This window comes from Pseudomonas sp. HD57-3, assembly GCF_056113135.1.
This window is the reverse complement of the sequence record NZ_CM148568.1, coordinates 398,179-412,513: the sequence shown is the minus strand read 5'-3', so window position 1 is coordinate 412,513 and position 14,335 is coordinate 398,179. Positions and strand designations below refer to the sequence as shown.

Sequence of the window (14,335 nt, the reverse complement as noted above, 5' to 3'; positions counted from 1 at the left end):
ATCAACGCTGCGCCATCTCCCCCACCGGATACACCGACTCCCATCCCCCGCCCAATGCCCGGTACAGCCCGACCATCGCCAGTGAAACGCCGGTGGAGCTTTCCACCCATTGTTCCTGGGTGGCGAGCAGTGCGCCTTGCACGGTGAGGACGTTGACGAAGTCGACCACGCCTTCGACGTATTGCTGTTGCGCGGTGCGCAGGGCGATCTGGTTCTGGCGCACGGCTTCGGCGAGGCTGTCGCGGCGGCGCTGGCTGGCGTTGTAGGCGGTCAGTTGGTCGTCGATTTCGTGCCAGGCGCGCAGGACGGTCTGTTGATAACCGATCGCCGCTTCCTGTTGCTGGGCTTCGCGCAGTTGCAGCACGCCGCGTAAGCGGCCGCCGTCGAACAGCGGCAGGCTGAATTGCGGGCCGATGCCGAAGGCGCGTGAGCCCCAGGAGCCGAAATCACTGAGCTGCATGGCTTGCGAGCCGAGATTGCCGGACAGGGTGATGCGCGGATAGAAATCGCCCTTCGCCACGCCAATGTTGGCGGTGGCGGCATGCAATCGAGCTTCGGCCTGGCGGATATCCGGCCGGCGCTCGGCGAGTTGCGACGGCAGACCGATGGCGACGGTCAGCGGCGACTGCGGCACTGGCGCGTCTGTGGATAACTCTTTCGCCAGCGCCTGCGGCGGTTCGCCCATCAACAGGCTGATGGCGTTGATCAGTTGCGCCTGACGTTGTTCCAGTGCCGGCAACCGTGATTCGATGGCTGCCACTTGCGCGGCCGCTTCGGCGACGTCGAGATCGGTGGCCACGCCGTCGTTGAGGCGCAGTTGCGAAAGCTTCAGGCTGTGCCGCGCCACATCGAGGTTCTGCTCGGTGACCGCGCGGGTGTTTTGCACGCCGCGCAGTTGGATGTAGTTCTGCGCGGTGTCCGCGAGTACCGCCAGCAACACGCCGCGACGGTCGTTTTCCGCGACTTCGAGATTCGCGTCAGCGGCTTCGGTTTCCCGGCGCACGCGGCCCCAGAAGTCCAGCTCCCAGGAAGCGGAGAAACCGGCATCCCACAGGTTGAACGCGGAATCGCCGTTATGCCCGGACGGGTCGTTCAGGCCTTCGCCGCTGTTGCGTTTGCGGGCGTAGCTACCGGTGGCGGCGGTCGTTGGATAACGGTCGGCGGTGATCACCTGGCGGGCGGCGCGGCTTTGTTGCAGGCGGCTGCTGGCCAGTTGCAGGTCAAGGTTGCTGCGCAAGGCTCGTTGGGTCAGGGTCGAGAGTTGCGCGTCATGAAAGACTTCCCACCAGCGCTCGTTCAGGGGTTCGCTGACGGCCTGGCTGGGTGCGGATTTGCCGGGTTTAGCCCACTCGGCAATCTGCGTGCCTTCGGGTTTCTGGAAGTCCGGGCCGACGGTGCAGGCCGCCAACGCCGACAGACTCAGGACAACCGTCATGGACTGAAAGCGCTTCATCGCTGCGTCACCTCTCGCACCGACGTCATCGAGCTTGCGGTGTCGATGCTCGCTTCCACCGACATCCCCACCCGCAAGCGTTCGGCCAGTGGCTGGCCCGGCTCCAGCAGGATCTTCACCGGAATCCGCTGCACAACTTTGGTGAAGTTGCCGGTGGCGTTGTCCGGTTTGACCGCCGCAAAAGTCACGCCGGTGGCCGGGGCAATACTCTCGACGCGGCCGGTGAGGGCTTCGCCGCCGAGGCTGTCGACCCGCACGATAACGTCCTGCCCCGGCTGCACGTCAGTGAGTTGGGTTTCCTGGAAGTTGGCGACCACATACGCCTGCTTCAACGGCACCACCGCCAGCAGTTTGCTGCCCGGCGTCACATAGGCGCCGACCCGCACGGCGCGCTCGCCGATCATGCCGTCCTGAGGCGCGGTGATGCGCGTGTAGGACAGCTCGAAACTGGCGATTTCCAGCGCGGCCTGAGCGTGTTTCAAACTGCCTTCGGCGGCATCGCGCTGCGCCGTCAGAATCTCGACCTGCTTACGTTCCGCTGCCAGTTTTGCCATGGCCGTGTCCAGCCGCGCAGAGGCCTGATCGATCCGGGTGCGCGCCTGTTGCGCGTTCTGCACGGTGCCGGCACCGACGCCGGCCAAGTGGTTGTAGCGGTTCAATTCCTGCTGGGCGAAAGCCATTTCAGCCTTGGCCGAAACCACCGACGCCTGCGCCTGTGCGATCACCGAGGTCTGGCGCTCCAGCGTGGCCTTGGCGTTCTGCAATTGGGCACGGGCCACCAGAGTTTGCGCGTCGGCGGCCTCGGCGGCAGCGCGCAAGTCGCGGTCATCGATCAGCGCCAGCAACTGCCCGGCCTTGACCTGCTGGTTGTCTTCCACCAGCACCTCTTTGATAAACCCGGCCACACGCGGCACCACCAGGGTGAAGTCGGCAGAAACGAATGCATCATTGGTGTTCTGCTGAGTGCGCTTGCCGAACAGCCCGGGCATCGCCAGATACACCAGCACACCGACCGCCAGCGCAGCGGCCACAGCCACCGCGAGTTTTTGCTTTGCTTGAGTCGTCATAAAAACCTTCTGTTCCAGTCAGGTCGGCGCGCGCGGCGGAAAGATCCGCGTCGGCAGCCAGAAAATCAGCAGGATCAGCGCCACCGCGACGCCAGCCATGCACAGATAAAGATCCGAAGAAGTCAGCACCACCGCCTGTTCGTGCAGGCGATGGGCGAGGCCGGGGTCGTTGCTCGCGGCCAGCGGCGAGTTGCCGAGGCGATCGACCAGCATCGTCGAGTGAAAATGCAGGCGCGAAGTGGTCAGCGCCTCGATCACGCCGGTGGCGACCACCGCCGCCAGACCTTTCACGGTGTTGAACCAGGCCGAGGCGAACGGCCCGTCCTGTGGCTGGATGCTGCCCGTCGATAGCATCAACAATGGCAGCACCGCCATCGGCTGGCCGAAAATCTGCAGCCATTGCAGGACGTAGAAATCGTCGCGAATCCATTCCGAAGTCAGCTGCGAGCCGCCCAGGCACGACAGCGTCAGCATGCTCAAACCGATGCCGAGCACCCAGCGGCAATCGACCCAGCGCAGGTTGCACAGCGCCGCCACCAGCGGCAGCGCGATCAACTGCGGCAACGCCGCGATCAGCGTGATCGGCGCCGTCTGCACCGGCCGGTAACCCTGCACCTGAGCCAGGTAACTCGATGGAATCAGCACCACCGCCAGCAGCACCACCAGCACGCCGGCCAATGTCATCAGCGCGAACGACAGGTTGCGAATGCCGAGCATCTGCAACTTGAAAAACGGAATCGGCTGCGACCATTCATTGATCAGAAACGCCACCAGCAACAGCGAACCGGCACCGAGCAAAGCGCAGATCAGGTTCGACTCGAACCAGTCCAGCCGATTGCCCTGCAACAGGCCAATCACCAACATGCAGATCGCCGGAAAGCCCAGCAACAGGCCTTTCCAGTTGAACGACTTGAGGCGTTCCAGACGCAGCGGATCCTGCGGCAACCCGTACGCAACAGCGGCCATGGCGATCAGGCACGGCACGATGATTTGCCAGAACGTCCACTGCCAGCCGACGTATTCGGTCCACAACCCGGCCAGCGGTGTACCGAGCCCGGGGCCGAAGGTGGCGGTCAGGGCGTAACCGGCGAGGCCGTAAAGCTTGATGTTGGCCGGCAGGAATCGCAGCGCAACGGTCATCAGCATCGGCGGCAACGCACCGCCAGCCAGGCCTTGCATGATGCGCATCAGCAACAGGCTTTCGTAGTTCGGGGCGAACGGACAGAGCACCCCGAGCAGGGTGAACACGCCGATGGCGCACAGGGTGAAGCGACGCAGGGAAAAGGTCACCGAGCACCACGGCGCGAATGCCATGGCCGCCACCGAGGTCGCGGTGTAGCTGGCGACCAGCCAGGTGCCTTCGTCGTAACCGATGCTCAGGGCGCCGCGAATGTCGGCCAGGGCGACCTTGGTCACCATCTCGTTGAGACCCGACACCAGCACCGCCAGCAGCACACCGACCAGACCGATGATGATCCGCGCCCCGAACACCGGGGGCGCGGCGGCCATCGGAGCGGCAGCGGCAATCGGCGCCGTGACCGTCAGGGATGTCATGCAGGCAAACTCCGGAGGGAAAAATACCGGAGTATGGTAGTAGGGCTTAGTGCTGACGAAAATTGACTTCTCGGCAGTTTATAAGTGCATCAGACGCAATCGTCAGGGCTGTGCCGCCAGCCAGGTTTCGTCGCAGCAGGTCTTGAGGGTTTCGCGCAGCCAGCGGTGGGCCGGATCCTTGTCGAAACGCGGGTGCCAGGCCTGGGTCAGCATCAGCGTCGGAAGCGGAATCGGCAGGTCGAAAGAGCGCAGCTTCAAGCCCAGCCGCCGCACGCTGAGCAACGCTTCCTTGGGTACTGGCAGGATCAGGTCGGAGTCCGGCAGGGCGAACATCGCCGCATGGAAACTCGGCGCGATCACCGCTACCCGCCGCTCCAGGCCCAGCGCATTCAACGCGGTGTCGATAGGCCCACGGGCAATGCCCCGGCGGGACATGCTGATGTGGGAAAAACCGGCGTAACGTTCGGCGGTGATCTCGCCATCCAGCAGCGGATGATCCTCGCGTACCAGACCGACAAAGTGGGTGGAAAACAGGTTCTGCACTTTGACTTCCGGCGTCACCGGGCGGGTGTTGCTCACGCTCAGATCGATCCGCCCTTCGCGCAGGGCTTCATCGTCACCGTCACCCTCGGGGACGAAACGCAACTCACAGTGCGGCGCCAGTTGATCGAGGGTGTCGAACAGCTTGCCGCCGTACACGCCAACGAAGAAGTCGTTGGCGCGAATGCTGAAGCGCCGGCGCAAAGTGCCCAGTTCCACCGCATCGGCCGAGCGAAACAGCAGCGCCGCCTGTTCGACCACATCGCGCACCTGCTCGCGCAGCTCCAGTGCCTTGGGCGTCGGCACCAGACCGCGACCGGCCCGCACCAGAATCGGATCGCCAATCGCTTCGCGGATCCGCGTCAGGGTGCGGCTCATGGCCGCCGAACTGAGGTTCATCCGCCGCGCGGCGCCGACCACGCTGCCCTCGTCGAGCAAGGCGTCGAGGGCGACCAACAGGTTCATGTCCGGGAGTTGCATGCTGAGCACTCATGACCGATCAGGATTGATTCGCACGCAATGCTAGCAGATCAGAAAATCAGCGCTGCATCCCCCAGCGTTTCACCGTCACCCGCTCCAGCGTGTCGAACACCAGGTTCTCCACCAGCAAACCGATGAGGATCACCACGGCCAGACCGGCAAACACCTTGTCGGTGTACAGCTCATTACGGTTCTGGAAGATGTACCAGCCCAGGCCACCCTTGCCGCTGGTGGCACCGAACACCAGTTCGGCGGCGATCAGGGTTCGCCAGGCGAAGGCCCAGCCGATTTTCAGTCCGGCGAGGATCGACGGCAGCGCCGCCGGAATCAGGATGAACAGCACGAAGCGCATGCCCTTCAACCCGTAGTTTCGTCCGGCCATGCGCAAGGTTTCCGAGACGCCGAGAAACCCGGCGTAAGTGTTCAGCGCCAACGCCCACAGCACCGAATGCACCAGCACAAAAATCAGGCTGTTCTGTCCCAGCCCGAACCACAGCAATGCCAGCGGCAATAGCGCAATGGCCGGCAACGGGTTGAACATCGAGGTCAGGGTACTCAGCAAATCCCGACCAAACTGGGTCGAAACCGCCAGCGTGGTCAGGGCAAAGGCCAGGACGATGCCGATCAGATAACCCTTGAGCAGCACCACCAGCGAGATCCACACCTTGCCCAGCAGTTCGCCGCTGAGCAGGCCGTCGTACAACGCATGACTGGTTTGCAAAAAGCTCGGCAGCAACAGGTCGTTGTTTTGCACCCGGGCGACCACCTCCCAGATCACGGCGAGCAAAATCAGGATCACGCTTTTGCGCAGCCAGCCCTGTTGCCACAGGCGCTGGCCCAGCGGCAACTCGCGCTCCACCGGGACGCTGGTCAGCGGTTGCAGATCGTTTTCGAATTCTTGACGTACGGATGATGAATGGCTCATCGGGCAATCCTCCAGGCGGCTCAATAAGCGATGCGGATATCGGTGAAATCCAGTTCGCGCTCGGTTTCCGGCGACTGCCCTTCATCGAACAGCAGCCGATGAATGCGCCGCGCCGACTCTTGAAACGCCACGCCGCCGAGGCTGTGCAGGTCATATTGATGGCTGTGCACTTCCGCCCTCACCCGGCCCGGATGCGGCGACAACAGCAGGATGCGATTGCCGACCACCAACGCTTCTTCAATCGAGTGGGTGACGAACAGCAAGGTGAAACGCACCTCCTCCCAGAGCAGCAGCAATTCCTCCTGCATCTTGCGCCGGGTCAGGGCGTCCAGCGCGGCGAATGGTTCGTCCATCAGCAGGATTTTCGGCTGCATCGCCAGCGCCCGGGCAATCGCCACCCGCGCTTTCATGCCGCCGGACAAGGTGTGCGGATAGGCATCGGCGAACGCCGCCAGACCGACCTTTTCCAGATAGTGCAGCGCACGCTCCTCGGCTTCCTTTTTCTTCAACGTGCGCGAGGCCAGCAGCGGAAACATCACGTTCTGTTTGACGGTTTTCCACGGCGGCAGTTGATCGAACTCCTGAAACACCACGATCCGGTCCGGCCCCGGCGCGTCGACGCGCTGGCCCTGCAGACGGATCTCGCCCTCGCACGGCGCAATGAACCCGGCGACGGCTTTGAGCAAGGTGGATTTACCGCAGCCGGACGGGCCGAGCAGCACGAAGCGATCCTGTTGATCGACTTCGAAACTGACCTGGTGGGTGGCCCGCACGACGCGCTGCGGCGTGCGGTATTCGAGGCTGACCTGGTCGACCGCCAGCAGCGCTTGCGCGGTGGCGATAGGGTTGCTGGCCGCGTGGCCTTGCAAAGGGGCGTTCATGTCGATCAGCTCCCTTGCAGCGGTTTGGCGTCCTGGAAGAAGTAGTCCTTCCACGATTCGGGTTTGTTCTTGATCGCGCCGACGCGGTAGAGGAATTCGGCGAGCGGGTAGGTGTTTTTCGGCGTGACGCTGAATTCGAACTGCGGGTTGTCGATGATTTTCAGCAACGCGGCGCGGTCGATCTTGGCCTTGGTCACGCGGATGTAAGTGTCGGCTGCCGCGCCTTTATCGTTCTGCGCAAATTGCGCGGCTTCGGTCAGGGCTTCGACGAACGCCTTGTAGGTTTTCGGGTTCTCGTTGCGAAATTTCTCGGTGGCGAACAGCACGGTCGGCGAGTTCGGGCCGAGCACGTCATAGGAGTTGAGCACCACGTGCACGTTCGGATTTTCCAGCGCCTGATCCTGGAACGGCGGGTTGGAGAAGTGCCCGGTCAGCTCGGTGCCGCCAGCGATCAACGCCGCAGTGGCGTCCGGGTGCGGAACGGCGATGGTGTACTTGTCGAGGCGATTGAATTCCTTGTCACCCCACTGTTTGGCCGCCGCGTATTGCAGGAAGCGCGACTGCACCGAAACGCCCACCGCCGGCACCGCAATGCGGTCCTTCTCGGTGAAGTCGGCGATGGTTTTGACCTTGGGATTGTTGCTGACGAGGTAGTACGGGAAGTTGCCCAGCGAGGCCACGGCTTTGACGTTCTGCTTGCCGTGGGTGCGATCCCAGATGGTCAGCAACGGCCCGACACCGGCGCCGGCAATGTCGATGGAGCCGGAGAGCAACGCATCGTTGACCGCCGCGCCGCCGGACAACTGGGTCCAGTCGACCTTGATGTCGAGGCCTTCCTGCTTGCCGTACTTCTCGATCAGACCCTGATCGCGCACCACATTGAGCAATAAATAGACAATGCCGAACTGCTCGGCGATGCGGATTTCACCTTCGGCGTGGGCCGCGGTCGGCGCCACCAGGCTGCCGGCGATCAGGCTGAAACCGAGGCCGATGGCCGCTGCCAGCGGCGCGAATGGAAGACGTTTGGACATGATCGAATCTCCGGCAAATCAGAAAGGCGCATCGCCCTGAATGGTGGTGCGATACAACTTGCGGCGCAGGTGCGCAGGGCAACCGGCGGCAAGGTGGATCAGCGAGCGGTTGTCCCAGAACACCATGTCGTGGGGCTGCCATTGATGGCGATAGATGTTCTGCGGCAGCACGCTGTGGGCGTAGAGCTCGTCGAGCAGTTGTTTGCTCTCGTCCTCCGGCAGGCCGACGATGCGGGTGGTAAAGCCTTCGCTGACGAACAACGCCTTGCGGCCGTTTTCCGGGTGGGTGCGGACCACCGGGTGCACGACCTCGGCGACCTGAGCCAGTTGCTCCGGGGTCAGGGTCGGGCGCCAGTTGCCTTCGAATTTGGTTTCGCTGTAACGCGCGGTATAGGAATGCGCAGCCGAGCGGCCTTCGACGGCTTTGCGCAGCGCGTCGGGCAGGCTGTCCCAGGCTTTGTGCATGTCGGCGAACAGGGTGTCGCCGCCTTCAGACGGCAGCTCCTGGGCGTGCAGCATCGAGCCGAGGCTCGGCAGCTCTTTATAGGAAAGGTCCGAGTGCCAGAACTTGCCGGCATCACCGAGGCCGATGTTCTGGCCGTTCTCGACGATGTTGGAAACGATGAGGATTTCCGGGTGATTGGCCAGCAGGAACTGCTTGAGCACGTGGATCTGCAACACGCCGAAGCGGCGGCTGAAATCGATCTGCTGTTGCGGGGTGATGCGCTGGTCGCGGAACACCACGACGTGGTGATCGAGGTGCGCGCGGTGAATGCGGGCGAAGTCTTCGTCGTTGACCGGACGGGTCAGGTCGAGGCCGATGATTTCGGCGCCGACGGCCCCGCTGAACGGACGGATCTCGAAGGTTTGCGGCGCGACAGTCGCGGCGCTTGGGGTAGCAGTAGCTGCGGACATCAATCAATCTCCCACGCACGGCGCGCTCAAGGGCGCGCGCGTCGATCAGAAACTCACGCTGGATTGCGTGTTGGTTCGTGTCGTGCGGCGCGCCGATTGGTCGGCAGGTACGCAGGAGGCTGACTTTATAGCTATAAGAATTGGAAATTAAATACCGTTAACGAATAACGATATGGCGATTGCTTAGGAATGGACTGGATGGTGAGTGACCATTTGTGTCACTTCTGGACGGAATGTGTTGGTGCGACGAACGCCTCCGCGAGTCCCGCGAAGGCGTCCGTGAAGATTTACCGCTCGTGCAACGCTTCGGCGCGCGCCCGGATGATCGGCTTGAGCAGATAGCTCAGCACGGTCTTCTTGCCGGTGATGATGTCCACCGACGCCACCATCCCCGGGATGATTAGCAACGGTTTCTCGTCAGTGCCGAGATGGCTGCGTTCGGTACGCAGTTTGATGATGTAGTAGGTGGTTTTCTTGTCTTCGTCGGTGATGGTGTCGGCGCCGATCTGTTCCAGCTTGGCCTTCAGACCACCGTAGATGGTGTAGTCATACGCGGTGAATTTCACCGTGGCTTCCTGACCCGGATGCAGGAATGCGATGTCCTGCGGGCGGATCTTCGCTTCGACAAGCAGGGTGTCATCCAGCGGCACGATTTCCAGCAGGTCGCTGCCCGGCTGAATCACGCCGCCAATGGTGTTGACCAGCATCTTGTTGACGATGCCCCGCACCGGCGAGGTGACGAGCGTACGGCTGACCCGGTCTTCCAGTGCCTTGCCGGTGGCCTGGGCCTTGTTCAGGTCGGTGCGTGCTTCGTTGAGCTGAGTCAGGGCTTCGCTGCGGAATTTACCGCGGGTCTCGTCAATCTTGCGCTGCACTTCCTTGATCGCCGATTCAGCGCGCGGGATCGCCAGGGTGGTGGCGTCGAGCTGACCACGGGTTTCCACTTCGGCACGCTTGAGTCGCAGCACCTCCACCGGCGACACCGCGCCCTGGGCCACCAGCGGCTCGGACATGTTGATTTCCTGACGTTGCAGGCCGAGTTGCTGGCGGTACTGCGCCTGCTTCGAGGTGAACTCGCGCAGCTCTTGCTGACGCTGGATCAGTTGTTCCTGCAAACCACCGACCTCGTCGTGCAATTGCTGACGACGGCTGATGTACAACGACTCTTCACTTTTCGCCTGACCCGGCACGGCTTTAAGCACGTCTTCGGGGAAATTCAGCGGCCGGTCATCGACCTCGGCACTCAGGCGCTCGACCCGCAGCAGCATCGACAGCCGATCAGCCTCGGTTTCGCCGACGTTGGAGGCAAAACGCGTGTCATCCAGCCGCACCAGCGGCGCGCCGGCCTCGACGATCTGGCCTTCCTTGACGAACAGCTCGGAGACAATCCCGCCCTCGAGGTTCTGGATTTTCTGGATCTTCGACGAAGGAATCGCCTTGCCGTCGCCCTTGGTCACTTCGTCGATGACGGCGAAGTTGGCCCACAGCATCAGGAACACGAAGAAACCGATGATCGCCCAGATCGTCAGCCGCACCACGCGCGGCGCGTCCTCGATCAAGGCCTTGTTGACCTCCGGCAGCGGCTGGCCCTGCAGCGATGCCGAGCCCTTGAAGTAGCGGCGGATCGAATCCTTGAAACCCGACTTAAGCAACACTGATCTGCCCCTTCTTCAACGCTTCCATGACGGCCGCTTTCGGGCCGTCGGCGAGGATCTGTCCACGGTCGACCACCAGCAGGCGATCGACCAGCGACAGCAGCGATGCCCGGTGCGTCACCAGCACCACGGTCTTGTTTTCCACCACCGCCGCGAGGCGTTGCTTGAGGCGTTCTTCGCCGGTGTTGTCCATGGCGCTGGTCGGTTCGTCGAGCAACAGGATCGGCGGATTGAGCAACAGCGCCCGGGCCAGCGCGACGTTCTGCCGCTGACCGCCAGACAGGTTCTGCCCGCGCTCGCCGACTTGCAGCTCATAACCCTGCGGGTGCAGACGGGCGAATTCGTGGACGCCGGCCAGTTCAGCGGCTTGCAGGACAAGCTCGTCCTCGACGTAACGGGCGCCGGAAACCAGGTTGTCGCGCAGGGTGCCGGCCAGCAGCTGGATGTCCTGCGGCACGTAGCCGATGTTGTAGCGCAGCTCGCTGACGTCGATCTGGCGAATGTCGACGCCGTCCACCAGCAACGCACCGTCGTCCGGCTGATAGAGGCCGACCAGCAGTTTTGCCAGTGAGCTTTTACCGGAACCGCTGCGGCCGATGATGCCGATTTTCTCGCCGGGACGGATCACCAGGTTGATGTTCTTCAGCGCCGGGTTCTGTTGTTCCGGATAGGTGAAGTTGAGCTGGCGGCATTCGATGGCGCCTTGCAGAACCTTGCGGCTCAACGGGCGTTCTTCGAAATTGCGCTCTTGCGGCAACTCCATCATCTGGTCGACCGAGGTCATGGTCACCCGCGCCTGCTGGTAGCGGGTCAACAGACCGGACAGCGACGCCAGCGGGCTGAGGGCGCGGCCACTGAGCATGTAGCAGGCGATCAGGCCGCCCATGCTCAGGTTGCCGGCGATGATCTGGTACACGCCGAAGACGATCATGATCACCCCGGCCAGTTGCTGGATCAGCAGGGTGATGTTCATCGCCAGACCGGAGAGCATTTTCACCCGCAGCTCGAGGCGGCTGAGGGTGCCGATGGTCTGCTCCCACTGATACTGGCGTTCGCTTTCGGCGTTGTTGACCTTCACCGCGTCGAGGCCGGCGAGGGTTTCGATCAGGCTCGACTGGCGCTCGGCGCCGAGGGCCATGGTGCGTTCCATGGTTGCCACCAGCGGCTTCTGCAACGCATAGCCGATCAGCAGCGCAATCGGGAAGGCCAGCACCGGAATCCACACCAGATGCCCGCCGAGAATCGCGATGACGATGAAGATCAGGATGGTGAACGGCAGGTCGATCAGGCTGGTCAGGGTCAGCGACGCGAGGAAATCGCGCAGGCTCTGGAACTCGTGGATGTTCTGGGCAAAGCTGCCGACCCGCGCCGGGCGGTATTTCATGGCCATGCCGACGATGCGTTCGAACAGCGTGGCGGAGATGATCAGGTCGGTTTTCTTGCCGGCCAGATCCAGGCACAGGCTGCGCAGGCTCTTGAGGATCAGGTCGAACATATAGGCGCCGGTGATGCCCAGCGCGAGGACCCACAGGGTCGCTTCGGCCTGGTTCGGCACCACGCGGTCGTAGACGTTCATCACGAACAGCGGCGCGGCCATGGCGATGATGTTGATCAGGAAACTGGCGGCGATGGCGTCGGCATACAGCCAGCGCGAACGCTTGAGGGTGTCGCGAAACCACGAGCGTGCACGCGGGATCAGCGTGCCGTGGTTGACGTCGAATTTGTGCTGGGGCTGGGCGAAGAACACTTTGCCGGTGTAGTCGTCGGCAAGCAGTTCGCGGCTGACCAGGGACTCGCCGCCGTCGCTTTCGCTGAGCAGCACCCGCGCTTCGTTCTCACCCTGCCAGCCGAGCAAGACGGCGCTGCGGCCATCCTTGAGCAGCAACAGCGCCGGCATGGCAATCGCCGGAATCTCTTCCAGCTTGCGTTGCAGCACCCGCCCTTGCAGCCCGGCGCGCGCCGCTGCACGGGGCAGCAGCTCGACACTCAGGCGTTGTTTGGGCAGCGGCAGGCCGGTGGTCAGCATCGCCGCGCTGGCGGGTTTCTGGTGAAGCATGCAAAGAGCGAGCAGACCATCCAGTAACGGATCGTCGTGCAACGCGCGTGGATCATGACTGAGATGAACTCGACTGACTTCTGATTCCACGCTCGACACTCTTTAGCAGTTGAAAAGGGACAACTCAATTCATCCCAGGCAGCTGGACCTTGGGCTTCACGTCGTTCTGCACAACGGATGCCAATGGTGCGACCACTCCCTGGCTCTTGAGCAATTCGCCCATGGTCGCCTTGATTCGATACTGAGTAAATAACTGAATGTTTTTGATTTCGGCCAGACGCCGCGAAGCGGTGAACAGCTCGTTTTCGCTGTCGAGCAAATCCAGCAGGGTACGTTCGCCGAGGCTGAACTGACGCTGGTAAGCGGTGCGCACCGAGGTGCTGTGATCAACGTACTGCTGAGCGATCGGCACCTGAGCGTTGGCGTTGTTCAGGGCGTTCCAGGCCAGGCCCAGTTCTTCGTTCAATTGACGCAGGGCGTTGTTGCGGATGTCCAGCGCCTGGTTCGACAGGTAGGACTTGGATTCCAAGTCCGCCTTGTTGCTGCCGCCCGAATACAGGTTGAAGCGCATGCGCAACATGGCCTGCCATTCGTTGTTGTGACCGTTCTGGCCGTCGAGGTCGTTGTCGGCAGTGCGACCCAGCTCGGCGTCGAAGCGCGGGTAGAAGGTCGACTTGGCGGTCTCGTACTGCTTCTCGGCAGCGGCGATGTCGGACTCGGCCGAGCGCAGGATCGGGCTGTTTTCCAGCATCTGCGCGCGGGCTTCATTCAGGTTGGCCGGCATCATCGCCATGAACGGCGCCGGACGCTCCAGTTGATCGGGCATCTGGCCGACGGCGCTGAGGAAATTGGTTTCCGAGTCGGCGAGGTTGGTCTGCTCGGTGATCAGGTTGTTGCGGGCCTGAGCCATACGCGCTTCGGCCTGATCGAGGTCGGCCCCGCTGCCGACGCCGCGCTGGGTGCGCAGCTGGATCTGGTCGTAGATGCGTTGGTGACTTTTGAGGTTTTCTTCGGCCAGACGCACGAATTCGCGACGGGTCAGCACATCCAGATAAACCTGGGCCACGGTCAGCGCGGTGCGCTCGGAAGTGCCGAGCAGAGAATAGGCGCGAGAGTTGACGGTGGCTTGTTGACGCCCGACTTCGCTGGACGTCGCAAAACCGTCAAAAACCATTTGCGACAGACGTAAACTTGACTCGCTGCGGTTCAGGGTTTCCCAGTGATTGCCGCCACCATTGGCGCGGGTGGTCACGCTGTCGGTGCCTTCACGACCATAACCGCCCAGCAGATCGACCTTGGGCAGGTATCCACCTTTTGCAGCCTTTAATTGATAATCCGCGGCCAGCCGACTGTTGACCCCTGCCTGGATTTCCGGATGGACATCCAGCGCCTGCTGCATGGCTTCTGGTAAGGATTGTGCTTGTACGAAAGAGGCGGCGAGAGCGAAGGGTAGAGCCTTGAACAGGTGCGAACGCATGGTAAAGATTTCCCAGAACTTCTTGTCTTGAATCACAGCAAATTGGTGAGCTGCGTCGGAAGATGGCAACCGGAATGACCGTATGTCGGAAAGTTTAAAACCGGAACTGGATCACACGCTGAAGGGCAGGTCGCCGCATAAATATCAATGTGACATTACTGGGACGATTGTTTAGGATGGCACCCAGAAGGTCAATAGTTTGGCATAAAGTTAATAGCGAAAGAATCTAGCCAAAATATTGACGAACAGCAGCGTCAACTTTGCTTTATCTTTTTTTAAAAGTACGTCCAGACTGAATCGG

Annotated in this window: 11 protein-coding genes; all 11 read right to left on the bottom strand. The window is 62.1% G+C overall.

What is annotated here, in order from left to right; all coding sequences use genetic code 11:
• Position 1: 1 nt before the first annotated feature.
• The 11 genes from AC0R79_RS01810 to AC0R79_RS01760 all read right to left on the bottom strand — a co-directional run bounded on the left by AC0R79_RS01810 (position 2) and on the right by AC0R79_RS01760 (position 14,034).
• Positions 2–1,453 (bottom strand): efflux transporter outer membrane subunit, encoded by a 1,452-nt coding sequence (locus AC0R79_RS01810; protein ID WP_127796546.1) that lies wholly within the window; start codon positions 1,451–1,453, stop codon positions 2–4.
• Complete coding sequence (locus AC0R79_RS01805) at positions 1,450–2,520, bottom strand: HlyD family secretion protein (protein WP_474732936.1); 1,071 nt, start codon at positions 2,518–2,520, stop codon at positions 1,450–1,452. The genes AC0R79_RS01810 and AC0R79_RS01805 overlap by 4 nt, the downstream gene beginning before the upstream one ends.
• An 18-nt stretch (positions 2,521–2,538) precedes the next feature.
• Positions 2,539–4,074 carry an MFS transporter gene (locus AC0R79_RS01800; protein ID WP_474732934.1) on the bottom strand — a complete coding sequence of 512 codons (1,536 nt, stop codon included), beginning with the start codon at positions 4,072–4,074 and terminating at the stop codon, positions 2,539–2,541.
• Positions 4,075–4,176: 102 nt separating this feature from the next.
• A complete protein-coding gene (locus AC0R79_RS01795) occupies positions 4,177–5,094 on the bottom strand; it encodes a LysR family transcriptional regulator (protein ID WP_127796543.1) in 918 nt (305 codons plus the stop codon).
• A gap of 58 nt (positions 5,095–5,152) precedes the next feature.
• On the bottom strand, positions 5,153–6,019 hold the full coding sequence (locus AC0R79_RS01790) for an ABC transporter permease (protein WP_127796542.1): 867 nt from the start codon (positions 6,017–6,019) through the stop codon (positions 5,153–5,155).
• Between the two features lie 20 nt (positions 6,020–6,039).
• The gene (locus tag AC0R79_RS01785) at positions 6,040–6,900 is read right to left on the bottom strand and encodes an ABC transporter ATP-binding protein (RefSeq protein WP_007957720.1); all 861 of its coding nucleotides are present in this window, start codon (positions 6,898–6,900) and stop codon (positions 6,040–6,042) included.
• Between the two features lie 5 nt (positions 6,901–6,905).
• Positions 6,906–7,931, bottom strand: a complete 1,026-nt coding sequence (locus AC0R79_RS01780; RefSeq protein WP_074689341.1) for an ABC transporter substrate-binding protein — start codon at positions 7,929–7,931, stop codon at positions 6,906–6,908.
• 18 nt (positions 7,932–7,949) lie between these two features.
• On the bottom strand, positions 7,950–8,846 hold the full coding sequence (locus tag AC0R79_RS01775; protein ID WP_007957724.1) for a TauD/TfdA dioxygenase family protein: 897 nt from the start codon (positions 8,844–8,846) through the stop codon (positions 7,950–7,952).
• 287 nt (positions 8,847–9,133) lie between these two features.
• Positions 9,134–10,501, bottom strand: coding sequence for an HlyD family type I secretion periplasmic adaptor subunit (locus AC0R79_RS01770; RefSeq protein ID WP_007957729.1), 1,368 nt, complete (start codon positions 10,499–10,501; stop codon positions 9,134–9,136).
• Positions 10,491–12,647 carry a type I secretion system permease/ATPase gene (locus tag AC0R79_RS01765; protein WP_045121845.1) on the bottom strand — a complete coding sequence of 719 codons (2,157 nt, stop codon included), beginning with the start codon at positions 12,645–12,647 and terminating at the stop codon, positions 10,491–10,493. Before AC0R79_RS01765 ends, AC0R79_RS01770 begins: the two co-directional genes overlap by 11 nt.
• Positions 12,648–12,681: 34 nt before the next feature.
• Positions 12,682–14,034 carry a TolC family outer membrane protein gene (locus AC0R79_RS01760; RefSeq protein ID WP_192563030.1) on the bottom strand — a complete coding sequence of 451 codons (1,353 nt, stop codon included), beginning with the start codon at positions 14,032–14,034 and terminating at the stop codon, positions 12,682–12,684.
• Between the last annotated feature and the right edge of the window lie 301 nt (positions 14,035–14,335).

Excerpts from the sequence above, each read along its gene's own strand:
- AC0R79_RS01760 (WP_192563030.1), bottom strand. The coding sequence starts at position 14,034 with ATGCGTTCGCACCTGTTCAAGGCTCTACCCTTCGCTCTCGCCGCCTCT.
- AC0R79_RS01810 (WP_127796546.1), bottom strand. The coding sequence starts at position 1,453 with ATGAAGCGCTTTCAGTCCATGACGGTTGTCCTGAGTCTGTCGGCGTTG.
- AC0R79_RS01795 (WP_127796543.1), bottom strand. The coding sequence starts at position 5,094 with ATGCAACTCCCGGACATGAACCTGTTGGTCGCCCTCGACGCCTTGCTC.
- AC0R79_RS01780 (WP_074689341.1), bottom strand. The coding sequence starts at position 7,931 with ATGTCCAAACGTCTTCCATTCGCGCCGCTGGCAGCGGCCATCGGCCTC.
- AC0R79_RS01805 (WP_474732936.1), bottom strand. The coding sequence starts at position 2,520 with ATGACGACTCAAGCAAAGCAAAAACTCGCGGTGGCTGTGGCCGCTGCG.
- AC0R79_RS01790 (WP_127796542.1), bottom strand. The coding sequence starts at position 6,019 with ATGAGCCATTCATCATCCGTACGTCAAGAATTCGAAAACGATCTGCAA.
- AC0R79_RS01785 (WP_007957720.1), bottom strand. The coding sequence starts at position 6,900 with ATGAACGCCCCTTTGCAAGGCCACGCGGCCAGCAACCCTATCGCCACC.
- AC0R79_RS01800 (WP_474732934.1), bottom strand. The coding sequence starts at position 4,074 with ATGACATCCCTGACGGTCACGGCGCCGATTGCCGCTGCCGCTCCGATG.
- AC0R79_RS01775 (WP_007957724.1), bottom strand. The coding sequence starts at position 8,846 with ATGTCCGCAGCTACTGCTACCCCAAGCGCCGCGACTGTCGCGCCGCAA.